Here is a 20,340-nt window from a genome sequence, read left to right as displayed (position 1 = left end):
ACGCGCTTGCCCGACCACAATGCTTCGGCTACCATCGAAGCATGAAATCCGGACCCGACATCGCCATGGTCGCCTCGCTGGTCGGCGACCCCGCCCGTGCCAATATGCTCACGGCGCTGATGAACGGCCGCGCGCTCACCGCGAGCGAGCTGGCGCAGGAGGCCGGCATCACGCCGCAGACCGCGAGCTCCCATCTTTCGAAGCTCGAGGCCGGCGGGCTGGTGGAGCCGGAGAAGCAGGGCCGCCACCGCTACTACCGCCTCACCGACGACGACGTCGCCGGCGTGCTCGAAGGCCTTGCGGGCCTTGCGGCGCGCACCGGCCACATGCGCGTGCGCACCGGGCCGAAGGATCCGGCGCTGCGACGCGCGCGGATCTGCTACGACCATCTCGCCGGCGATCTCGGCGTGCAGATGCTCGACTCCTTGCGCGAACGGCATCTGGTCAGGCAGAAGAGGCAGGAGATCGAGCTGACCGCCGAGGGCGAGCGCTTTCTCGCCAAGCACCTGCAGATCTCGCCCGACATGCTCAGCCACCCGCGCCGCCCGGTCTGCAAGGCCTGCCTCGACTGGAGCGAGCGGCGTCACCATCTCGCCGGCACGCTGGGCGCCGCCATGATGCAACGCTTTGCCGAGCTGAAATGGGCCGCGCGCGATCCTACGCCCGGCAGCCGCGTCGTGAATTTCACCCGCACCGGCGAGAAGCAGTTTGCGGCGCTGTTCGGCAATGGGAAGGATTAGTCACGCAGACGTCGTGAAATCACACGTTTGCGTGTGAACTCTTTCCCTTGTCATGGCCGGGCTTGACCCGGCCATCCACGCGTTTATGCGCACTGTCGTTCCGGGATGGTCCGAAGGACCAGACCCGGAACCTCGAGATTCCAGGTTCGGTCCTGCGGACCGCCCCGGAATGACGGCTTCAAACAAGAGACCCCCAATGAACCGCCTCCTCTCCGCCGCGCTCGCGGCCGCCCTGCTCGCTTCCCCACTCACATCCATCCACGCCGCCGAGACGGCACCGCGCGAGCCCTATGGCATCGCGCTGGAAGGCTTTGCCTATCCCTATCCCGTGCACCTGCTCCCCGTCGTCAATGACGGCGAGCAGCTCAGCATGGCCTATATGGACGTTGCTCCCCAGCAGCCGAACGGCCGCACCGTGGTGCTGCTGCACGGGCGCAATTTTCCGTCGAGCTACTGGGCGCCTGTCATCAAGATGCTGAGCGAGGCCGGTTATCGCGTCGTGGTGCCGGACCAGGTCGGCTTCGGCAAATCCTCCAAGCCGGCGGGCGAGCTGCATTTCGACAATCTGGCGCGCAACACCATCGCGCTGCTCGACCACTTAGAGATCAACAAGGCCGAGATCGTCGCGCATTCGCTCGGTGGCATGCTGGGCATGCGCATCGCGCGTACCTATCCGGACCGTGTTGCTCATCTGGTGCTGACCGCGCCGATCGGCCTTGAAGACTACCGCTTCTACGTGCCGCCGACGCCGACAGAGAAGATGATCGAGACCGAGGACAAGCTCACCGCGGACGGTTATCGCAAGCAACTCCAGACCAACTACGCGATCAAGCTGCCACCTGAGGCGATCACGCCGTTCATCGATGCCCGCTTCAACATCAAGGGCAGCCCCGACTATCCGCGCTGGCTGCGCGCCTTCGTCTCTTCCGGCCAGATGATCTATCGCGAGCCGGTCGCGCACGAAATCCCGCTGATTGCGCTGCCGACGCTGTTCATCATGGGCGCCGACGACCACAACGCGCCGGGCCGGCCGCTCGCGCCGGAGGCGCTGCGCGCGAAAATGGGGCAGAACGCAGAGCTTGCGAAGCAGCTCGCCGCGAAGATGCCGAACGCGCGGGCCGAGGTGATCCCCGACACCGGGCATCTCGTCTTCCTGGAGTCGCCGGAGAAGTATCGCGAGCTGGTGCTGGGCTTTCTCGGCCGCTAAAGCGCGATGAGATTTGGATGAATCGTCATCGCGCTTTGGGTTGTTGTTTGCGCATGATCTTTCCGGAAAACCGCTTCGCACTTTTCCGGATCATGCTTTAGCGACAGTCGCGTGTCGCCTGAGGCAGGATGCGGCGAACGTTCATGCCGCATTCAGGTCATGATTGGCAGGTTTGCATCGCGACGTCTCGGCACGTTGCAAGTTTAACGTGTCGAATCGTGTCTTTTGATTCATTGTGCGCCGCAAGCCGCCTGCGCAACAATCTGCCCCAAGGACGAGAAGGAAGATTAAATGAAATATCTCTTCGCCGCCGCGATGCTCGCGAGCGCCGTCGTCGGTTTCAGCGAGGCGGCCAGCGCCGCGCAGGGTTGCGGCCCGGGCTGGTACCGTGGCCCCTATGGCGGCTGCCGCCCGATGCGCGGCGCGGTCGTTGTGCGCCCGGCCCCCGTCGTGGTCGCCCCTGCGCCGGTCGTCGTCGTGCCGCGCGCCCGCGTGTGCCCCTACGGCTTCCGCTGGTACGCCGGCCGCTGCCGTCCGTTCTGACTTCGTCTCCTTGCATTTACAAAGTGGCCGCGCGGCGAAAGCCTGCGCGGCCGTTTCTTGAAGACCTCCAAACAGGCCATCGGCTGTACTTTGCAGGCGCCACGAGTCAGAACGGGGACCGGCATCGCGATCCCCGTCCAGCGCCTGGCTTGCGCGAAGCTTACCAGTGATGGCGATGCCAGCGCCGGTGACGCCAGCCCCAGTGGCGGCGGCGCCAACCCCAATGGCGCCCATGCCAATGCACCTGCTCGGGCTTGAGCTGCGCGGTCTCGTCGCTGGTGGTAACGGCGGGATGAGCGTCGGGATTGCCTTCCGGCATGCGCGACGGACCGCCGACCGGCTGCGGTGACAACGGGGCCGCCTGGGCGGTCGCGGCGAAGGCGGCGGCGCCTGCTGTCGCACCCAGTGCAAGTTTCAAAAAGTTCCGGCGCTCCATGACATGTCCTCTAGGTGATCGAGCAAGTGATGCAGAGGAAGTGTCGCGGTCACGACATGAACCCAAGCTGAATCGCGCATTCAGATTCGTTGTGAAGTGGACAGCTTCGTAGCCCGCATGAGCGGCAGCGACATGCGGGAATGTCTGTCCCGGATATCGCTTCGCTCATCCGGGCTACGATCGCAACTACTTCACAAATTCCTGGGCCAGCACCAGCGTCTCGCGCGAGCGCTTCACGTCGGGCCAATCGCGATTGAAATCGGCGACGAGTTTCTTCAGCGCATCGCCCTTCAGCATGGCAGCTAACTTGGCCTCGTCGTCGAACTGATACATCGCCTGGTGCAGCGAGGGATCGTCGAGGCTCCAGAACCGCCAGGCTTTGCTTACGCCGAACGCCTTCACCGCATCGGGCACGTGCTCGGTCTCGTACCACCTGTCGAAGGCGGCGCGCTTGGCGGCGTCGGTGACGGTGGCGCGGACGACGAAGAAGGCTGCTGGCATTTCGTTCCTCCTATTGTTTGGCCTGAGACTAGCCGAAGTCGCCGGAGACAAAAAAGCTGGCACCGGTGTCGGAACGCGCGTCCTTTGCTCGTCCTTGGTATGAACCAGGACACGGAGACCCCACATGCCCGACCTCACCCTCACCACCTTCGACTGGGTTCCCGAAATGCCGCGCGGTCTCGTGCGCGATCTTCGCGTGCGCTGGGCGCTTGAGGAGGCCACACTGCCCTACCGCGTCGCGAGCACGCCATTCGGCGATCGCGGGCCTACGCATCTCGCGCACCAGCCGTTCGGCCAGGTGCCGTGGCTGACCGATGGCGACCTCTCGATCTTCGAGTCCGGCGCGATCCTGCTCCATCTCGGCGCGCTCAGCGCGAAGTTGATGCCGTCAGATCCGCGCGGCCGCAGCGAGTCGACGAAATGGGTGTTCGCCGCGCTCAATTCCGTCGAGATGGCAAGCCTGCCATGGTCCATGTTCAAATTCACCGGCAGTGACGACGGTTCACCCGCCGCAAAATTCGTCGACGGCTTCCTGAAAATCCGCCTCAAGCACCTCGAGCCGGTGCTGGCCGGCCGCGAATGGTTGGCGGGCTCCTTCTCTGTCGCCGACATCCTGATGGCGGACGTGCTGCGCCCAGTCGATCGTTTCGACGGGCTCGCGGACCATCCGGCCTGCCGCGCCTATCTCGCACGCGCCACGGCCCGGCCGGCCTTCGCCAAGGCCCACGCCGACCAGATGGCGCATTTCGCCGCGGCGGATGCCAAACGTAGGGCGGATTAGCGAAGCGTAATCCGCCAACGCATGTCGCGACAGGGGATGGTGGGTTACGCCGAGCGGACTGCGCTTTGCGCAGCCGCAGGGCTAACCCACCCTACACACCGTGTTAAATCAGCGTCACATGAGTTTCACCGGCGCATCGGCGACGACCCGGAGGTCGATGCTGCCGATCAACGCCAAACGTCGCGCCTCCGCAGCGCTGATGGCCTCGTCCGTCTGCCGCAGCGTGCTGATATTCGAGCCGAGCGAGACGATCCCGCCCAGCACCAGTGCGATCGATCCAAGCGCGGCGGTCTGACCGAAGCCGAACAGGCCGAGGATCGTAACCAACAGCAGTGCGGCACCACTACCGATGGCGATCTTGGACGCCAGGATGTACTTCCGGCATCGCTCGGCGATCTCGGCGAGCCGCTCGATCCGATCTTCGATCTGCGAAATCTCGTCGGTCGGATCGTCTTCGATCATGGGGTCCAGATTGCCGATACTTGGTCTCGAACGAAACTTGATGTCAGCGGTCTAGCTGACAGCAAACCAGGCTGAGTGCATTGCCTCCAGAAAAGACCTGTTGATCTGCACTCCTGAGGCATCCCCAAGCACACTGTCGATTCCACACTCGGGGCACAGGGCGGTGGAATCCTCATCAACCCATTCGACAATCCGATCCGGGGCAAACGTCTGCTTGCAATAGAAGCAGCCGCAAAGCTGGCTGCGTTCGATCTCTGCACGATTATTGATGCACTTCTTGTGTGCAACGCGTAGCGGGTGGCCCTCAGGCAAGTCGAAGACATTGGGCATATGAGGCTGGCCTTCGACTACCTGCTTTCAATGTAGCTTGCGCAGTAGCCCGCATGAGCGCAGCGACATGCGGGACTCCTGAGCAGGAACCCGGATGTCGCTTTCGCTCATCCGGGCTACGCGTTCCTCACAACGGCAAATTGTCGTGCTTCTTCGCCGGCATTTCCGTCCTCTTGTCCTTGAGCATCGCCAGCGCGCGGGCGATGCGCTTGCGGGTCGAGTGCGGCATGATGACGTCGTCGATGTAGCCGCGCTCGGCCGCAATGAAGGGCGACAGGAAGCGATTTTCGTATTCCTTGGTGCGCGCGGCGATCTTGTCGGCGTCGCCGATGTCGCTGCGGAAGATGATTTCCACCGCGCCCTTGGCGCCCATCACCGCGATCTGGGCGGTCGGCCAGGCGTAGTTCATGTCGGCGCCGATTTCTTTCGACGCCATGACGTCGAAGGCGCCGCCATAAGCCTTGCGGGTGATGACGGTGACGAGCGGCACGGTGCACTGCGAATAGGCGAACAGCAATTTCGCGCCGTGCTTGATCAGGCCGCCATATTCTTGCGCGGTTCCGGGCAGGAAGCCCGGCACGTCGACGAAGGTGACGATCGGGATGTTGAAGGCGTCGCAGAAGCGGACGAAGCGCGCCGCCTTGCGCGAGGCGTCAGAGTCGAGCACACCGGCCAGCACCATCGGCTGGTTGGCGACGAAGCCGACGGTGCGGCCGGCGATGCGACCAAAGCCCGTGACGATGTTCTTGGCGAAGGCTTCCGCGATCTCGAAGAAGTCGCCCTCGTCCACGACCTTCAGGATCAGCTCCTTCATGTCGTAGGGCTTGTTCGGATTATCGGGGATCAGCGTGTCGAGGGAATCGTCGAGGCGCTCGATCGAATCGAAGCTCGGCCATTCCGGCACGCCGTCGGTGTTGTTCGAGGGCAGGAAGTCGATCAGGCGCCGCATCTGCAGCAGCGTCTCGACGTCGTTCTCGAAGGCGCCGTCCGCAATCGAGGAGCGCGTCGCGTGCACGGAGGCGCCGCCGAGCTCTTCGGCCGTGACGACCTCGTTGGTGACGGTCTTCACGACGTCGGGGCCGGTGACGAACATGTAGCTGGTGTTCTTCACCATGAAGATGAAGTCGGTCATCGCAGGCGAATAGACGTCGCCGCCGGCGCAGGGGCCCATGATGACGGAGATCTGCGGGATCACGCCGGAGGCCAGCACGTTGCGGCGGAACACGTAGGAATAGCCGGCGAGCGCAGCGACACCTTCCTGGATGCGGGCGCCGCCCGCGTCATAGAGGCCGATGATGGGCGCCCTCGCCTTCATCGCCATGTCCTGCAACTTGGTGATCTTCAGTGCGTGAGTTTCCGAGAGCGAACCGCCGAACACCGTGAAGTCTTTGGCAAAGACAAAAGTCTTGCGGCCGTTGACGGTGCCCCAGCCGGTGACGACGCCGTCGCCGGGCACCTTGGTCTTCTCCATGCCGAACTCGGTGGAGCGGTGCTCGACGAACATGTCGAACTCCTCGAATGATCCCTTGTCGAGCAAGAGCTCGATGCGCTCGCGCGCGGTCAGCTTGCCGCGGGCGTGCTGCGCCTCGATGCGCTTCTCCCCGCCGCCGAGCTTCGCGCCGGCACGACGATCTTCAAGGGCGTCCAGGATATGTTTCATTTGCTCCCGCCAGTTCTTTAGCCTTAAGCGATGCCGGGGGTTCTAACACGGCATTTTGCGGGCCGGGAAGCGGCTTTCAGTCCCGCAGGGCTGCCCTGTCGCAGCGTGAAAGCGCAAGGAATTACAAAGTTTTGCCTGGGAGACGAGCATGACTGAAGGAACGGCCGAGACGGGCGCTGCGACGGGCGGCGTCAACATCCTGCTGCGGCTGGAGGGCCTGACCCTGTTTGTGGGGATGGTGATGCTGTACTGGGCCTGGGATGGGTCGTGGCTGGTCTTCGCCCTGCTCTTCTTCGTCCCCGATCTGAGCTTCCTGGCATACCTGTCCGACGCCAGGTTCGGCGCGATGGTCTACAATACCGCCCACAGCTACATGGCGCCGGTGGGGCTGCTGACGCTGGGCTTCGGCCTCGCCTCGCCCCTCACTCTGTCCATCGCCTTGATCTGGCTCGCCCATATCGGCATCGACCGGGCGCTCGGCTACGGCCTGAAATATTCCGCCGGGTTCGGCTTCACCCATCTGGGGCGGATCGGGCGGCAGAAGGACGCCTGACCCGGCCCGCAAATTGGCGGCCCGGCCGGTTGACCGGGCCGGCCGATTCAGGCTTGCTTCAAGGCTTGCGATCAGGCGCCGAATGTTGCGTGAGCCCAGTCGGTACGGCGGCGGTCCATCACGTCTGGCTGCAAGCATCACCCATGTCCGCGACGGTCGTCCCCCTGCCGCCGAACCCATCGTCCGAAACCATCGACTTCCTGCGGCGCATGGCCAGCATGGTGTCGGGGCGGAACGGCGAGATGCTGCTGCGTGCAGCCCGCATGATCGAGTCGCTGAGCCAGCGCGCAATGTCGGCCGAGCGGTTCTATCATCAGGCGCAGGAAGAGAGCACGCGCAGCACCGAGCTGCGCGAAGCCGCCGAGCTCGCCTCCGATGCCATGGTCGGCCAGATCGAGGCGCTGCGCGCGCAGCTTGCCGAGGTCACCGCGGCAGCCGCAGCCGAGCGCTCCGCATTCGATGCCGAGCGCGGCAAGCTGATCGGCCTGATGCAGCATGCGGAAAGCCATATCGGCAAGCTCACGAGCGAGCTGGAGACACTGCGCGCCTCCGTCGACAGTTTCAACGAGACCGTGGTCTCGGTGCCGATCGAGGCGCTGCGGCTGGCGCGGACGCAGTTCGATTATCTATCCAGCTGCTTTGCGCGGCGCGGCGATCCGATCTCGCAGGCGATGAGCGAGATCGGCGGCTTCGCCATCGATCAGGCGCTGACGGCGAAGAAGACGGCCGACAAGGGCTGAGGCCTCCGCGCGTCAAATTGACGGTGGAGGAGTTTTTGCAGGTCCTGTTCAAGCTGGGCTGAGACCGCCTGCTCCACACGCGCTGCCGTAGGGTGGGCAAAGCGAAAGCGTGCCCACCAACTAGATGATGGTGGGCACGGCGCTACGCGCCTTTGCCCACCCTACGGCTCCTCGGCCATGGGAGACACCGCATACTCCGTCATTGCGAGCGCAGCGCGAAGCAATCCAGAGTCTTTCCGCAGCAGCAGTCTGGATTGCTTCGTCGCAAGAGCTCCTCGCAATGACGGTGGCCGGGCGGCGCCGGCGCGACAGCGCTAGATCGCGCCGATCTCGGCAAGGCAGGCTTGCGTCAGCGGCATGCGCTCGCCGACGAGACGTGGCTCCTTGCAATCCATGTTGAGCGCGAACACGGTGTGCGCCTCGCCCTTCTCGGCCCAGCCAACCATCCAGCCCAGTGACGGCTCGCCGCGCTCGGCGCCCAGGAGGCCGGACTTGGCGCGGATGATGCTGTCGCCGACCTTGGTCACAGGCAGGATGTCGGCGACGAGATCCTGGCTGCGCTTTCCGATCGGCAGCGCGCGGCGGCGCAGACGGTCGATGAAATCGACCTGCTCGACCGGATCGATGCGCAAATTCCCGGTGAGCCAGAACTGGTCGATGCCGCCGCCGATGTCACGATTGCCGTAGTCGACCTCGTCGACATATTTCTGCATCCGCTCCTGCCCGATGCGACGTGCGATCTCCTGATAGACCGGCACCGCACTCACCGCGATGGCGCTGCGCAGCGTGTGGTCCTTGTTCCAGGCCTCGATCGGCCGCTTGACGCCGTCCCAGGGAAACACGTCCTTATCGGGATCAGTGACGACGCCAGTCTCCAGCGCAATCAGCGAGTTCGGAATCTTGAAGGTCGATGCCGGCAGCTTCCCCTCGCCCGAGCGCTCCTTGTCGCTGGCGACGATCAGATAATCCTCGACCTTGTAGCCGACGAAGGTGCCTGATGTACCGAGATCAGCGAAGCGCTTTGCAAGGCTGTCGCGGATCTCGTTGCGCGGCGGCGCGACGTGGGCGAGCGCGCGTGACGGCAGGATCGCGGTTGCGGCGAGAAGGCCAAGGGTGGAACGGCGGGTGAGCAAGACTGATATCCGTTGAACGATGAGGGCACGCGCGACCATGCAGCCGCTACGTGGTGAAACGATGACAGGTTACATCTTGACCATGATCTATTCGGAAAACCGCTGCACACTTTGCGCTAACGCGGCCCTTCGGGTCCGGATCATGCTCTAGCGCCCCCGGCCCGACAGCCGCAGCACGAACACCAGCACTTCGGCGACCGCCTTGTAGAGATCGGGCGGGATTTCCTCGCCAAGCTCGACCTTGGAGAGCGCGCCGGCCAGGATTTCGTTCTCCTCGATCGGGATGTCGTTGGCCCTGGCAATCTCGACGATCTTTTCGCCGATCGTGCCCTTGCCCTTGGCGACGACGACGGGCGCATTGGTACCCTTCTCGTAATGCAGGGCAATTGCAAGCTTGGATGGATCGCTCATGTGGCGCGGTCCAGGAAGTGGCCGGCGCGGGCCGGCGCCGGCTGCGGCGGCGTGCCGTCGCGCACGACGATATCGCCGGGCTTGAGCTCGGCCTTCGTCATCGCCTGCGTGAGCTCACCGATACCGGCGCGGAGCTGCTGCGCGGTCGCCGTCCGCTCCGCCCACATCCGCACGAAGGTCTTGTCGCCGTTCAGCGTGATCAGCGCGTGCACCGGTCCGGCCGGCTCGACATTGAGCGAGAAGCGCGCGCGCCAGGCGCGCTTGGCCGGATCGGCGGATTCGCCACCGCCGTCGCGCGAGATCTCGAACTGCGCCATCGCGGTACCCTGCGGGGTCGCGAACGGGATCTCGAAATTCCACTGTGGTACGGCCGGATCGATGCGGTGACCGCTGGCATCGGTGCGATCGGAGAGTGAAGCGACCTGCAACAACGTCTGCCGCGAGATCGCGGCATCGGTGTCATCGAGCAGGCGATGCACGGTCGCGGCCAGAGGTGTATCGGGCGCGAGCGATGGCGCGGCGACAGCCTGCGGCGCCGGCAGCGCGCCGCGGAACGGCGGTGGTGTGGTTGCGCGCGCGGCAGCCTCGAACACATGACCGTCAGGCACGGCCTTGTTGGAGCCAGGCACGTTACCGAGCATGCGCGGCAGGCTTTGCGTGACGTCTTGCAGCAGGCTCGCGGCAAGACCTGCGGACATGGTTCGCGGCACCAGGGCTTGCGGATTGTCGCCCGCCACCTCCGCCAGCACAGCGGCGGCAAGCGCAGTGCCGCGTAGCAATTGCGTCGGCTGGGCTACTTCGGCATCCGGCGACGGCAACGCCGCCTGTGCCGCCTCGCCCGCCACTTGAAGCGCGGAAGCTGCGGTCTGCGTCGTGGCCACAGCGCTCGTCGGCAGCGCGGCGCCTTGCGCCTGTGGCACGCCGGTCTCGAGCGTTGTCAATGTCTGGCGCAACACCAGCAGCGCGGCCTTCAAGTCCGGCATCGCGCCAGAGGACGGCGTCGTGCCCGCGGCCAATGAAGCCTCGAGAAACAGCCCGGACTTCTGAAAGGCGGATTCGATGTCGCCGCCATCAAGCGCAGTGTTGAGCGGCGTCTGCTGCACCAGCACGTCGAGCACCGCCTGCTTCAGCCCCGCGGGCAGATCGCTGCCGGTGACGACGGCGGCCAGATTGGCAAACAGCGGCGCCTGGCTACCCTGTTTTGTAACCGCCTCGGCCGAAGCCGCGGTGACGGCGACCTGTTCCGATAGCGTCAGCGTGTTGCGTCCCGCGGTCGCGGACGGCGCAAGCGGCGGGCTGTCCACCAGAGAGGCTGCGCGCGACGTCAGCGTGATCTGATCGGCCGCCTCCTCGCCTGCACCCATGACGGCGAGCCGGATGGTGCCGTCGTTCTGCGAGACCGCGAGCTGGAGGTTTTGCCCCGGCGTCAGCGCCACCTCCGACATCACGTCCATCGACAGGTTGGCGATCGCGATCCGCACGAGATTGTCGGCGAGCACGCTGACCACCCTGGCATCGACGACGCTGCCGGCCTGGAGTACGAGATCGGGCGTCGTCGCATCAGCCACAGGGCTGGCGGCACTGACGGGAACGATCGAGCTTATCGGCGTCGGCATCTCAAGGGGGCCCGGGGAATGCTAAACCCACCGTAAGGCCCCCTCGTAAACCTCTCGTTAAGGACCTTGGACCGCGGACGGCTTCACCGCCGCCAGAACCGTCACGGCTGCCTCAAAATCCTTCAGGCGGGCGGCGCGGCGGGCGGCCGCCTCCTCGTCCACGCCCCATTGCTCGGCGTTCCAGTCCTCGTCGACATGGGCGGCGGCCCAGACCTGGTCCGCATCGCGCACGCCATGGGCCAGCGCCAGCGCCAGCAGCGCCGAGCCGGTCAGGGTCGTGACCACATGGAGCGCGGCGACCGACCAGGGATCGCCGGGCAGTGCGGCGCGGGCGGCCATCAGCGCCTCGTCCGGCTGCTTCACGTGCATGACGCCCTCGGACAGGATGAAATGCGCCTGCAGCGTCTGCGCGGCCCAGAACAGCACGGGATCCCAGTGCGCGGCCTCGCGGGCGACCAGCCCCTCGGGGTGGCCGGCGCGATAAAACAGCAGATCGGACTCGAAGTATTTTGCGAGATCGTCGCTGACGAGCTCGACGCGGTCGACGACGCCCTCGACCACGCTGTTGGCGATCCGCGTCAGCGGCATGGTGACAGGGTCGATCGTCTCGCCCTGGGCCACCCATTCGGCGACCACCGCATCGGCCAGCGCGCGCGCGGGGATCACCACCTGGCGGCCGGAAGGCGTGCGGATCGGCTTGCCGTCGAGCGTGATGGCAAAGCCGCCGTCGGTATCGGTTACGCCGGCCGCCTTATAGAAGCGCTTGCGCAGCGGCGTGCGCGCGGACTGGCGCGCCGATTCCCGTGGATCCGGCGGGGGCTGGCTTGCTGCTTCTTCGAACAATTCGCGCATGTGAGTTTTTGGTCCCGGTCGCTGGATGCTAGTCTCTTAAAATAAGACCGGCGGCCGATAAAGCGAGCGGCAGGCATGAGGGAACTTGCGGGCATTGTCGCCCTGTTGGCAGGATTTTGGCTGGCCGCGGCCGAGGCCGGCTTCCGCACCCCTGAATCGCTGGTCCGCAACGTCTATGCCCATTACGGCGAGGGCGCGCCGGAGCTGTCAAAAGGCCTGCCGCGCGATGCCGTGACCGCCCGCCAGTTCTTCGATCTGCCCCTGCGCAAGGCCTGGAGCACGACGAGGATCGAACCCTACGATTTCCTGGTGCAGAGCCCGAGCTGGAAGCTCGGCCCGGTTGCGATCGCGGTCGTCCGCAGGCAATACGACAAGACCTATGTCGCGGCGAATTTCGACAATCACGGTCGCCGGGTGGCGCTGAACTTCGTCCTGGTCAACGGGCCCGAGGGCTGGCTGATTACGGATGTCGAGAGTCCGCATGATAGTCTGCGGATGTTTTTGGAGCAGTTCCGGAATTGAGGGTGGCCAACCACCGCTGTCTCCGCACCGTCATTGCGAGCGAAGCGAAGCAATCCAGAATCTTTCCGCGGAGGCATTCTGGATTGCTTCGTCGCAAGAGCTCCTCGCAATGACGGGGCTGGCAGCGGAGCTCAGCCCCTACTCCTCCGGCGCGTTCTCGATCGGGTCGAACCGGCTTGCATCGAGCCCCAGCAGATTCCACGACTGCTGCATGTGCGGCGGTAGCGGCGCGGTGGCGTCGATCACGCCGCCACGCGGATGCGGAATGACGATGCGGCGCGCGAGCAGATGCAGCCGGTTTTGCAGGCCGCCGGGCAATTCCCAGTTCTCGATGTTGAAATATTTGGGATCGCCGATGATGGGATGGCCGATATGGGCCATGTGGGCGCGCAGCTGATGGGTGCGGCCGGTCACCGGTTTCAGCGACACCCAGGTCAGCTTGTTGCCGGCGGTCTCGACCACGGCGTAATAGGTCACTGCGTGGCTGGCGCCCTCGTCGCCATGCTGGGCGATGCGCATGATGGTGTCGTCCTCGCTCTCTTCCTTGGCGAGGAAGGTCGAGATGCGGCCCTGCTTCGGCTTCGGCAGACCCGGCACCAGCGCCCAATAGACCTTTCGCGCCGATCTCGAACGAAATGCGCCGGTCAGATGCGAGGCGGCAAAGCGCGTCTTGGCGATCAGGAGACAGCCCGAGGTCTCGCGATCAATGCGGTGCACGAGGCGCGGCTTCTGGCCCTTGGCATCGCGCATCACCTCCAGCATCTGGTCGATGTGCCGCGTCATGCCCGAGCCGCCCTGCACGGCAAGGCCCGCCGGCTTGTTCAGCACGAGGACGTCGTCGTCCTCCCAGATCGTCATCTCCTTCAGGGCCTTGAGCGTCTTCTGCGCAGCCTCCGAGAGCTCGCCGACGACCTTCGGTGCATCCAGCTTCAGCGGCGGAATGCGGACGCTCTGCCCTTCCTCTAGCCGGTCCTTGCTGTCGACGCGCTTGCCGTCGACGCGCAGCTCGCCTTTGCGCACGACGCGCTGGATGTGGGAGAACGACAGGCCGGGAAAGCGCGCTTCAAGGAAACGGTCGACGCGCATGTTGTTCTCGTCAGCCGTGACGGTGACGGTCTGCACCTTGGTCGGCAGCAGCGCCTCGACCGGCTTCCCCGGCGCAGGCCTTTCCTGGGCGGGTTTGGGCGGCCGCCGCTCGGCGCGCTCGGGGCCACGCCGCTCGGAACGCTCTCCGGCAAAGCGCGGCGGCTTCGAGCCCGGCTTGCCGCCCGGACGCGGCCCGGCCTTTTTCGCGCTGCGCGCCTGATGCGGACGTGCGTCATCGCGCTCGTCACGCGAACGGGGCTTTGGGTTCATTCTCTTGATGCGGCGGCTCATGGTTGCCTGCGTACCCTAAAAGCGGCCTTCCGTCACGACGAAATGGCCGTTTCTAGCGCGAGCCGCCCCGCTCCTTCCGCAGCTTGGCCCAGTAATCCAAACGCTTCCTGATCTCACGCTCGAAGCCGCGCTCGGGCGGGTCGTAGAAGGTCTGGCGGCCCAGGGCTTCGGGGAAGTAGTCCTGGCCGGAGAAGGCGTCGGGGGCGTCGTGGTCGTATGCGTAACCAGTGCCGTAGCCTTCGGACTTCATCAGCTTGGTCGGGGAATTGAGGATGTGTTTTGGCGGCAGCAGCGAGCCGGCCTGCTTTGCGACCTGCATCGCCGTGCCGAAGGCGGTGTAGACCGCGTTCGATTTCGGCGCGGTGGCGAGATAGACCACGGCTTGCGCGATCGCGAGCTCGCCCTCGGGATGGCCGAGGAAGTCGAAGGCGTCCTTGGCGGCATTGGCGATGACGAGCGCCTGCGGATCGGCAAGCCCGATGTCCTCCACCGCCATGCGCACGACGCGGCGGGCAAGGAACAATGGGTCCTCGCCGGCGTCCAGCATGCGCGCGAGGTAATACAGCGCGGCATCGGGATCGGAGCCGCGCACCGATTTATGCAGCGCCGAGATCAGATTGTAGTGGCCGTCGGCCGACTTGTCGTAGATCGGCGCGCGGCGTTGCAGGATGTCCTGCAATTGCGCGGCGTTGAAAATCTCGTCCGCCCGCGCCGAACGCCAGACCTCTTCGGCGAGCGTCAGTGACGCCCTTCCGTCGCCGTCGGCCATACGCACCAGAACAGCGCGCGCTTCGGCGTCCAGCGGCAACTTCTTGCCCTCGACCGCCTCGGCATGCGCGAACAGCTTTTCGATCGCGGCCGGGTCGAGCGAGCGGAACACCAGCACGCGCGCGCGGGACAAAAGCGCCGCGTTGAGCTCGAAGGACGGGTTTTCGGTGGTGGCGCCGACCATCACCACCGTGCCGTCTTCCATCACGGGCAGAAACGAATCCTGCTGGGCGCGATTGAATCTGTGCACCTCGTCGACGAACAGCAGCGTGCCCTTGCCCATCTCGCGGCGGGCGCGTGCGGCATCGAACGCCTTCTTGAGGTCGGCGACACCGGAGAACACGGCCGAGATCTGCTCGAAATGCAGATCGGTGGCGTCCGCCAGCAGCCGCGCCACCGTGGTCTTGCCGGTGCCCGGCGGGCCCCAGAACACCAGCGAGCCCAGCGTGCGCGTCTCCAGCATGCGCGTCAGCGCGCCGTCGGGGCCGAGGATGTGATCCTGGCCGACGACCTCCGACAGCGTACGCGGACGCAAGCGATCCGGCAGCGGATGCGGAGCCTCGTGGTCGAGCCCCGCCGCGGCAAAGAGCGTTGGCGTCTCCTGTGGTCGCTTCGGACTCATCCGCCCAGCGTAACGTTGATCTGCTGACCGCCGCGCACCAGCGTGATGCGCCAGATCCGCGGGCGCTCGCCCGCAGCCTTTTCGAGGTCGCCGGTCCTGCTGATCTTCTGATTGTTGACGGCCAGGATGATGTCGCCCTTCTGGAAGCCGACACTCGCCGCCGCACTGTCACCGCCGAGATCGGCGATCACGACGCCTTCGGTGTCGGCGTCCAGATGCAGCTCGTCGGCAACCGCCGGCGTGATGGTCGAAACCTTTGCGCCCTGGAACGGCGAACGCGCGGTAATGACCAGCTCGTTGCGCCCGGCGTCGGGCGCGGTCTCCAGCGCCACGGTCAGCTTGACCGGCTTGCCGCCGCGCTGCAGGTCGATCTGCGCGGTGCCGCCCAGCGGACGCGTGGCGAAGCGATAATCGAAGGCGTTGGGATCATCCACGGTCTGGCCGTCGATGCCGGTGATGAGATCGGAGGATTTCAAGCCGGCCTTGGCCGCGGGGCCGTTCGACACCACGCTCGCGACCAGCGCGCCGGTCGGCGAGCGCAGGCCGAGGCTCTCGGCGATCTCGGGCGTCACCGCCTGCAATTTCGCTCCGAGCCAGGGACGCTTCACCGCCTTGCCGCCGCTCTTGGCGGAGGCGACGACGACGCGCACCATGTTGGCGGGAATCGCAAAACCGATTCCCTGCGAGCCGCCGGAGCGCGAGTAGATCGCGGTGTTGATGCCGGCGAGCCGGCCGTTCATGTCGACCAGCGCGCCGCCGGAATTGCCGGGATTGATCGCCGCATCGGTCTGGATGAAGAACTGGTAATCGGTGATGCCCACCTGCGTGCGCGCCAGCGCCGAGATGATGCCGTGGGTCACGGTCTGGCCGACGCCGAAGGGATTGCCGATTGCCAGCACGACGTCACCGACCAGCAGCTCGTCGGAATTTGTGAATTCGAGTGCCGGAAACTTCTCCTTGGAATCCTTCAGACGCAGCACCGCAAGATCGGTGCGGGAATCCTTCAGCACGATCTCGGCCTCGAACTCGCGCTTGTCCGACAGCGACACCTTCACCTGGTCGGCGCCTTCGATGACATGGACGTTGGTGACGACGAGGCCGGACGCATCGACGAGGACGCCGGAGCCGAGTGAGCGCTGCACCTGCTCGGGCTGCTGGCCCGGCACGCCGAAGAAGCGGCGGAAGATCGGGTCGTCCAGCAGGGGGTTGCGGTTCTGCACCACCTTGGCGGCGTAGACGTTGACCACCGCCGGCTGCACCCGTTGCACGATCGGCGCATAGGACAGCCGCAGCTCGGCCGGCGACGACGGGACCCGACGGTCCTGCGCAGCAGTCGGATTGAAGTGGGCCGAAAAGGCTATGCACAATGCCGAGGCGGCGGCAGTCCAGGTCGATCGAAACATTCCTACCTCTTGGAAAAGACGACGGAATATAGGCGTGTTCGCCCCCCAATAGAAGGGCGCCGGGCGGCAATATTCGGCCCCTTCCCCGGTGTGTCCGGCCCGCAAGCACGGCGTGCGAAATGACAATCCGCTCGGGCGATGGATTGGCATGATGCGCGTCATCCCGCATGCTGCCCGGTGGCGGATTCGGTTGCGGCGAATTTGCACCAGTGGGAACCCACGCAACCGAGCGCAGCGTCGCGGGGCAGTCATCGATCACACCTAGGCTCTCCGTTCGCGACTTGGAAAGTGACTTGGGGAAATCAGTCAAACGATGGAGGCGTAACGTGAGCAGAACAAGACTTGCAGCCACGGCGATTGGTTTCGCCGGCGCGCTGGCGGCCTCGCAGGCCCAAGCCCAATCGGCAAGCAGCAGCGAGCAGGAGATCGCGCTCCTGAAGCAGCAGTTGAAGTTGCTCGAGCAGAAGCTCGACAAGCTTCAGAGTCAGACCGCCGCGAACACGGCGGCAACGGCGAAGGCCAGGGCCGAAGCCAAGGCGGAGGCCAAGGCCGAAGCGCGTTCGGAAGCCAAGGCGGTGGTCGCCAACGCCAATGCGGCAATCCCCGTCAAGGGCCCGGCGCCTGCGTCCGGCGTCGTGGTGACGATGCCGAACAACCGGCCGACCATCTGCACGGCCGACCAGGCCAACTGCGTCGCCATCACCAGTCGCGTGCACTACGATATCGGCGGTTATGATTATCGTCCCAACACCGCGGCCACCGTGCCGCAGAAACTGGACAGCGGCGAGAACGTCCGCCGCGCGCGCATCGGCGTCGCCGGCAAATTCCTCAATGACTGGAATTTCGCGCTGATCTACGATTTCGGCGGCTCCTCCGACGGATTTGGCGGCGCGGCACCGGGGTCCCTCCCGGGCGGCGCCGTATCCGGCATCGAGAACGCCTATCTCAGCTATACCGGCCTGAAGCCATTCGGCGGAAAGATGGCGGTCGAGGCCGGCGTCATGGACCTGCCCTACACCATGGACGAGGCCACGAGCTCCAACGACACCCTGTTCATGGAGCGTGCCTCGGCCGGCATCGTCGCCACCAACATCGCTGCGGGCGACTTCCGCTCCGCCGTCGGTACGCGCTGGTACAACGACCAGCTCTGGATCGGCGGTTACGTCACGGGACCTGCAACTGGCGCGATCCACTCGGCATCGAGCGCGGCCCCGGCCGGTACGAGCGAGCAATACGGCGCCGTGGCGCGCATTGCCGGCAACCCGATCAGCGGCAAGGACTACTCGGTGCATATCGGCGCCGACGCAGAGTGGCTGATCCAGCCGCCGCGCAATCTCATCGCCAACACGCAGACGCTGACGCTCAGCGACCGTCCGGAATTGCGCATCGATCCGACCGCCTTGATCTCCACCGGCGCGATCCCCAACGTCTCGGGCGCGCAGGTCTACAGCGTCGAGGCGGCCGCGACCTACGGCCCGTTCATCGTCCAGGGCGAATACTTCTGGTACAACATCGACCGCAACGCCAACACCAGCGTGCCGCTGGTCGGTGCACCGAGCCTGAAATTCCAGGGCGGCTATGCCCAGGCCGGCTACGTGCTGACCGGCGAAGGCCGATCCTACAACGCGGCGAGCGCGGCCTATGGCGGCGTCAAGCCGGCGCATCCATTCTCGCTCGATGGCGGCGGCTGGGGCGCGTGGGAAATCGCGGGACGCTTCTCGACGATTGACCTCAACAACCAGCTCGCGACCGCCAATGGCATCGCCGGCGGCCGTCAGACCGTCTACACGCTCGCGCTCAACTGGTACGTCAACGGCAACGTCCGGTTCATGCTCGACTACCTGCACGGCACAGTGTCGAAGCAGGCCTCGCCGGTCTCGACCGCCGACGTCGGCTCGAAGTACGACGCCATCGCAATGCGCACGCAGTTCGCGTTCTAGACCCTACACCTCTCCCATTGGGAGAGGTCGCGCCGAAGGCGCGGGTGAGGGGTTAGGCTCTATCGAGGATGCCGCGTCCCCTCACCCGAATTGCTCTGGACGATGCTGCGCATCGCCAAGCGCAATTCGACCTCTCCCCGTCGGGGAGAGGTAAGGGCCTGCACCGCCCACCTCGCCTCATCACGCCGCGCGCTTCTTCCTCACGACCACCGGCGGCGGCGCGCAGGACAGCCGCTGCTGATGGCTCTCGCCCCAGGCCTTGAGGATGTCGATGACAGGCTTGAGGCTCTCGCCGAGCTCGGAGAGGCAATACTCCACCCGCGGCGGCACTTCCGCATAGACCTTGCGGATGACGAGCTTGTCCTCCTCCAGCGCGCGCAGCTGTTTCGTGAGCATGCGCTGGGTGATGCCGGGCATGCGGCGGCGCAATTCGCCGAAGCGCTGAGTTCCGCTCTGCAGGTGATAGAGGATCACGCCCTTCCACTTGCCGTCGATCAGGTCCAGCGTCGCCTCGACCGAGCAGCCGGGACGACGGGCAAAATTGCGCCGTTTCATGCGTGTTTTCCCAATAGTATCCAAACAGGGACTATATCCCCGAATTTACAGTACTTGCCAAATGGACGCCAGCGGGACAGTTAGCAGGCCAGGCGCACGTCAACGCTATCGCGCCATCTGATGGAGACACGCCATGAAGGCCGTCGGCTACAAGAAATCGCTTCCGATCGAGGATGCGGAGTCACTGATCGATTTCGAGACCGCAAGGCCCGAGCCCGGGGGACGCGACATCCGCGTCGCCGTGAAGGCGATCTCGGCCAACCCGGTCGACTACAAGGTGCGCAAGCGCGCCGCCCCGCCCGAGGGCGAGACCAAGATTCTCGGCTATGACGCAGCCGGCGTAGTCGATGCCGTCGGGCCCGACGTCACGCTGTTCAAGCCGGGCGACGAGGTGTTCTACGCCGGCTCGATCCTGCGCCAGGGCACCAACGCCGAATTCCATCTGGTCGACGAGCGCATCGTCGGCAACAAGCCGAAGTCGCTCTCGTTCGCGCAGGCAGCCGCCCTTCCCCTCACCTCCATCACCGCGTGGGAATTGCTGTTCGACCGGCTCGGCGCGGTGCCCGGCAAGAGCGTCGATCCGCGCACGCTGCTTATCACGGGCGGCGCCGGCGGCGTCGGCTCGATCCTGATCCAGCTCGCGCGTCGCCTCACCAGGCTCACGGTGCTCGCCACCGCGACGCGGCCGGAATCGCAGAAATGGTGCCTCGATCTCGGTGCGCATGCCGTGATCGACCACGGCAAGCCGATGAAGGAGCAGATCGAGAAATTGAAGCTGCCGCCGGTCGCGCTGGTGGCGAGCCTCACCTTCACCGATCAGCACTACAAGGCGATCGCGGAGTTCATGGCTCCGCAGGGCAGGTTCGGCCTGATCGACGATCCCCCGGAATTCGCCATGAGCACGTTCAAGGGCAAGGCGATCTCGGTGCACTGGGAATCGATGTTCACGCGCTCCTCGTTCCAGACCCCTGACATGATCGCGCAACATCATCTGCTCAACGATGTCGCTGATCTCATTGACAAGGGCGTGTTACGCACGACGCTCGACCAGACCTTTGGCACGATCAGTGCTGCGAATCTCAAGCGCGCGCATGCGCTCCTGGAGAGCGGCAAGTCGCGCGGCAAGATCGTGCTGGAGGGGTGGTAGCAGCCGCGACCTCGGTGCGTAGGGTGGGTTAGCCCTGCGAC

At 65.3% G+C, this 20,340-nt stretch carries 21 protein-coding genes; 9 read left to right on the top strand and 12 right to left on the bottom strand.

Features of this window, described 5'->3' with window-relative positions; genetic code table 11:
* Positions 1–41: 41 nt before the first annotated feature.
* The 3 genes from GGD63_RS21075 to GGD63_RS21065 all read left to right on the top strand — a co-directional run bounded on the left by GGD63_RS21075 (position 42) and on the right by GGD63_RS21065 (position 2,490).
* Complete coding sequence (locus tag GGD63_RS21075) at positions 42–740, top strand: winged helix-turn-helix domain-containing protein (protein WP_183245076.1); 699 nt, start codon at positions 42–44, stop codon at positions 738–740.
* 196 nt (positions 741–936) lie between these two features.
* Positions 937–1,947 (top strand): alpha/beta fold hydrolase, encoded by a 1,011-nt coding sequence (locus GGD63_RS21070; protein ID WP_183245075.1) that lies wholly within the window; start codon positions 937–939, stop codon positions 1,945–1,947.
* Positions 1,948–2,238: 291 nt separating this feature from the next.
* Positions 2,239–2,490, top strand: coding sequence for a GCG_CRPN prefix-to-repeats domain-containing protein (locus GGD63_RS21065; RefSeq protein WP_183245074.1), 252 nt, complete (start codon positions 2,239–2,241; stop codon positions 2,488–2,490).
* Between the two features lie 160 nt (positions 2,491–2,650).
* Here GGD63_RS21065 and GGD63_RS21060 read toward each other — a convergent pair whose 3' ends face one another.
* Both GGD63_RS21060 and GGD63_RS21055 read right to left on the bottom strand, forming a co-directional pair.
* Entirely contained in the window at positions 2,651–2,926 is a 276-nt protein-coding gene (locus GGD63_RS21060; RefSeq protein ID WP_183245073.1) for a twin-arginine translocation signal domain-containing protein, read from the bottom strand.
* Between the two features lie 186 nt (positions 2,927–3,112).
* Entirely contained in the window at positions 3,113–3,427 is a 315-nt protein-coding gene (locus GGD63_RS21055) for a hypothetical protein (protein WP_183245072.1), read from the bottom strand.
* A gap of 124 nt (positions 3,428–3,551) precedes the next feature.
* On the opposite strand from GGD63_RS21055, the gene GGD63_RS21050 reads away from it, so the two are divergent.
* Positions 3,552–4,208: a glutathione S-transferase family protein gene (locus GGD63_RS21050; protein ID WP_183245071.1), complete on the top strand. Its 657-nt coding sequence runs from the start codon at positions 3,552–3,554 to the stop codon at positions 4,206–4,208.
* Between the two features lie 114 nt (positions 4,209–4,322).
* Here GGD63_RS21050 and GGD63_RS21045 read toward each other — a convergent pair whose 3' ends face one another.
* Together GGD63_RS21045 and GGD63_RS21040 are read right to left on the bottom strand one after the other, a co-directional pair.
* Positions 4,323–4,670, bottom strand: coding sequence for a hypothetical protein (locus GGD63_RS21045; RefSeq protein ID WP_183245070.1), 348 nt, complete (start codon positions 4,668–4,670; stop codon positions 4,323–4,325).
* 457 nt (positions 4,671–5,127) lie between these two features.
* Positions 5,128–6,660, bottom strand: a complete 1,533-nt coding sequence (locus GGD63_RS21040; protein ID WP_183245069.1) for an acyl-CoA carboxylase subunit beta — start codon at positions 6,658–6,660, stop codon at positions 5,128–5,130.
* A 148-nt stretch (positions 6,661–6,808) separates the two neighbouring features.
* Between GGD63_RS21040 and GGD63_RS21035 the strand changes: the two genes are divergently transcribed.
* Together GGD63_RS21035 and GGD63_RS21030 are read left to right on the top strand one after the other, a co-directional pair.
* Positions 6,809–7,213 carry a DUF4260 domain-containing protein gene (locus tag GGD63_RS21035; RefSeq protein WP_183245068.1) on the top strand — a complete coding sequence of 135 codons (405 nt, stop codon included), beginning with the start codon at positions 6,809–6,811 and terminating at the stop codon, positions 7,211–7,213.
* A 143-nt stretch (positions 7,214–7,356) separates the two neighbouring features.
* Entirely contained in the window at positions 7,357–7,953 is a 597-nt protein-coding gene (locus GGD63_RS21030; RefSeq protein WP_183245067.1) for a hypothetical protein, read from the top strand.
* A gap of 314 nt (positions 7,954–8,267) precedes the next feature.
* On the opposite strand, the gene blaOXA is transcribed toward GGD63_RS21030, so the two are convergent.
* The 4 genes from blaOXA to GGD63_RS21010 all read right to left on the bottom strand — a co-directional run bounded on the left by blaOXA (position 8,268) and on the right by GGD63_RS21010 (position 11,965).
* Positions 8,268–9,125, bottom strand: a complete 858-nt coding sequence (gene blaOXA, locus GGD63_RS21025; protein ID WP_409334083.1) for a class D beta-lactamase — start codon at positions 9,123–9,125, stop codon at positions 8,268–8,270.
* A gap of 108 nt (positions 9,126–9,233) precedes the next feature.
* The gene (locus GGD63_RS21020; RefSeq protein ID WP_183245065.1) at positions 9,234–9,497 is read right to left on the bottom strand and encodes an EscU/YscU/HrcU family type III secretion system export apparatus switch protein; all 264 of its coding nucleotides are present in this window, start codon (positions 9,495–9,497) and stop codon (positions 9,234–9,236) included.
* Positions 9,494–11,113, bottom strand: a complete 1,620-nt coding sequence (locus tag GGD63_RS21015; RefSeq protein ID WP_183245064.1) for a flagellar hook-length control protein FliK — start codon at positions 11,111–11,113, stop codon at positions 9,494–9,496. The genes GGD63_RS21020 and GGD63_RS21015 overlap by 4 nt, the downstream gene beginning before the upstream one ends.
* Before the next feature lie 57 nt (positions 11,114–11,170).
* Complete coding sequence (locus tag GGD63_RS21010) at positions 11,171–11,965, bottom strand: ATP12 family chaperone protein (RefSeq protein WP_183245063.1); 795 nt, start codon at positions 11,963–11,965, stop codon at positions 11,171–11,173.
* Positions 11,966–12,040: 75 nt separating this feature from the next.
* Between GGD63_RS21010 and GGD63_RS21005 the strand changes: the two genes are divergently transcribed.
* Complete coding sequence (locus tag GGD63_RS21005; protein WP_183245062.1) at positions 12,041–12,487, top strand: hypothetical protein; 447 nt, start codon at positions 12,041–12,043, stop codon at positions 12,485–12,487.
* Between the two features lie 138 nt (positions 12,488–12,625).
* Here the strand turns inward: GGD63_RS21005 and GGD63_RS21000 are convergent, their stop codons facing one another.
* Genes GGD63_RS21000 through GGD63_RS20990 form a run of 3 tightly spaced genes read right to left on the bottom strand, consistent with a single transcriptional unit; the run spans position 12,626 to position 16,657 of the window.
* Positions 12,626–13,864 carry an RluA family pseudouridine synthase gene (locus GGD63_RS21000; RefSeq protein ID WP_183245061.1) on the bottom strand — a complete coding sequence of 413 codons (1,239 nt, stop codon included), beginning with the start codon at positions 13,862–13,864 and terminating at the stop codon, positions 12,626–12,628.
* 52 nt (positions 13,865–13,916) lie between these two features.
* A complete protein-coding gene (locus GGD63_RS20995; protein ID WP_183245060.1) occupies positions 13,917–15,254 on the bottom strand; it encodes a replication-associated recombination protein A in 1,338 nt (445 codons plus the stop codon).
* Positions 15,251–16,657, bottom strand: a complete 1,407-nt coding sequence (locus GGD63_RS20990) for a DegQ family serine endoprotease (RefSeq protein ID WP_183245059.1) — start codon at positions 16,655–16,657, stop codon at positions 15,251–15,253. Before GGD63_RS20990 ends, GGD63_RS20995 begins: the two co-directional genes overlap by 4 nt.
* Positions 16,658–16,983: 326 nt before the next feature.
* Between GGD63_RS20990 and GGD63_RS20985 the strand changes: the two genes are divergently transcribed.
* Positions 16,984–18,597 carry an OprO/OprP family phosphate-selective porin gene (locus GGD63_RS20985; RefSeq protein WP_183245058.1) on the top strand — a complete coding sequence of 538 codons (1,614 nt, stop codon included), beginning with the start codon at positions 16,984–16,986 and terminating at the stop codon, positions 18,595–18,597.
* A 180-nt stretch (positions 18,598–18,777) separates the two neighbouring features.
* Here the strand turns inward: GGD63_RS20985 and GGD63_RS20980 are convergent, their stop codons facing one another.
* A complete protein-coding gene (locus tag GGD63_RS20980) occupies positions 18,778–19,152 on the bottom strand; it encodes a helix-turn-helix domain-containing protein (protein WP_183245057.1) in 375 nt (124 codons plus the stop codon).
* A 133-nt stretch (positions 19,153–19,285) separates the two neighbouring features.
* Here GGD63_RS20980 and GGD63_RS20975 point away from each other — a divergent pair, with 133 nt between their 5' ends.
* Complete coding sequence (locus tag GGD63_RS20975; RefSeq protein WP_183245056.1) at positions 19,286–20,299, top strand: zinc-binding alcohol dehydrogenase family protein; 1,014 nt, start codon at positions 19,286–19,288, stop codon at positions 20,297–20,299.
* The last annotated feature ends 41 nt before the right edge of the window (positions 20,300–20,340 follow it).

The organism is Bradyrhizobium sp. cir1 (assembly GCF_014198245.1).
Taxonomy (GTDB): domain Bacteria; phylum Pseudomonadota; class Alphaproteobacteria; order Rhizobiales; family Xanthobacteraceae; genus Bradyrhizobium.
Note: the sequence above shows the minus strand (reverse complement) of the source record. Positions and strands in the feature narration are given on the sequence as shown.

Bases quoted from the DNA above. Each gene is read 5' to 3' on its own strand.
- GGD63_RS21050 (WP_183245071.1), top strand. From the start codon at position 3,552: ATGCCCGACCTCACCCTCACCACCTTCGACTGGGTTCCCGAAATGCCG.
- GGD63_RS21015 (WP_183245064.1), bottom strand. From the start codon at position 11,113: ATGCCGACGCCGATAAGCTCGATCGTTCCCGTCAGTGCCGCCAGCCCT.
- GGD63_RS21040 (WP_183245069.1), bottom strand. From the start codon at position 6,660: ATGAAACATATCCTGGACGCCCTTGAAGATCGTCGTGCCGGCGCGAAG.
- GGD63_RS20990 (WP_183245059.1), bottom strand. From the start codon at position 16,657: ATGTTTCGATCGACCTGGACTGCCGCCGCCTCGGCATTGTGCATAGCC.
- GGD63_RS21075 (WP_183245076.1), top strand. From the start codon at position 42: ATGAAATCCGGACCCGACATCGCCATGGTCGCCTCGCTGGTCGGCGAC.
- GGD63_RS21055 (WP_183245072.1), bottom strand. From the start codon at position 3,427: ATGCCAGCAGCCTTCTTCGTCGTCCGCGCCACCGTCACCGACGCCGCC.
- GGD63_RS20995 (WP_183245060.1), bottom strand. From the start codon at position 15,254: ATGAGTCCGAAGCGACCACAGGAGACGCCAACGCTCTTTGCCGCGGCG.
- GGD63_RS21045 (WP_183245070.1), bottom strand. From the start codon at position 4,670: ATGATCGAAGACGATCCGACCGACGAGATTTCGCAGATCGAAGATCGG.
- GGD63_RS21020 (WP_183245065.1), bottom strand. From the start codon at position 9,497: ATGAGCGATCCATCCAAGCTTGCAATTGCCCTGCATTACGAGAAGGGT.
- GGD63_RS21035 (WP_183245068.1), top strand. From the start codon at position 6,809: ATGACTGAAGGAACGGCCGAGACGGGCGCTGCGACGGGCGGCGTCAAC.
- GGD63_RS21065 (WP_183245074.1), top strand. From the start codon at position 2,239: ATGAAATATCTCTTCGCCGCCGCGATGCTCGCGAGCGCCGTCGTCGGT.
- GGD63_RS20975 (WP_183245056.1), top strand. From the start codon at position 19,286: ATGAAGGCCGTCGGCTACAAGAAATCGCTTCCGATCGAGGATGCGGAG.
- GGD63_RS21005 (WP_183245062.1), top strand. From the start codon at position 12,041: ATGAGGGAACTTGCGGGCATTGTCGCCCTGTTGGCAGGATTTTGGCTG.
- GGD63_RS21030 (WP_183245067.1), top strand. From the start codon at position 7,357: ATGTCCGCGACGGTCGTCCCCCTGCCGCCGAACCCATCGTCCGAAACC.
- GGD63_RS21000 (WP_183245061.1), bottom strand. From the start codon at position 13,864: ATGAGCCGCCGCATCAAGAGAATGAACCCAAAGCCCCGTTCGCGTGAC.
- GGD63_RS21060 (WP_183245073.1), bottom strand. From the start codon at position 2,926: ATGGAGCGCCGGAACTTTTTGAAACTTGCACTGGGTGCGACAGCAGGC.
- GGD63_RS20980 (WP_183245057.1), bottom strand. From the start codon at position 19,152: ATGAAACGGCGCAATTTTGCCCGTCGTCCCGGCTGCTCGGTCGAGGCG.
- blaOXA (WP_409334083.1), bottom strand. From the start codon at position 9,125: ATGGTCGCGCGTGCCCTCATCGTTCAACGGATATCAGTCTTGCTCACC.
- GGD63_RS21070 (WP_183245075.1), top strand. From the start codon at position 937: ATGAACCGCCTCCTCTCCGCCGCGCTCGCGGCCGCCCTGCTCGCTTCC.
- GGD63_RS21010 (WP_183245063.1), bottom strand. From the start codon at position 11,965: ATGCGCGAATTGTTCGAAGAAGCAGCAAGCCAGCCCCCGCCGGATCCA.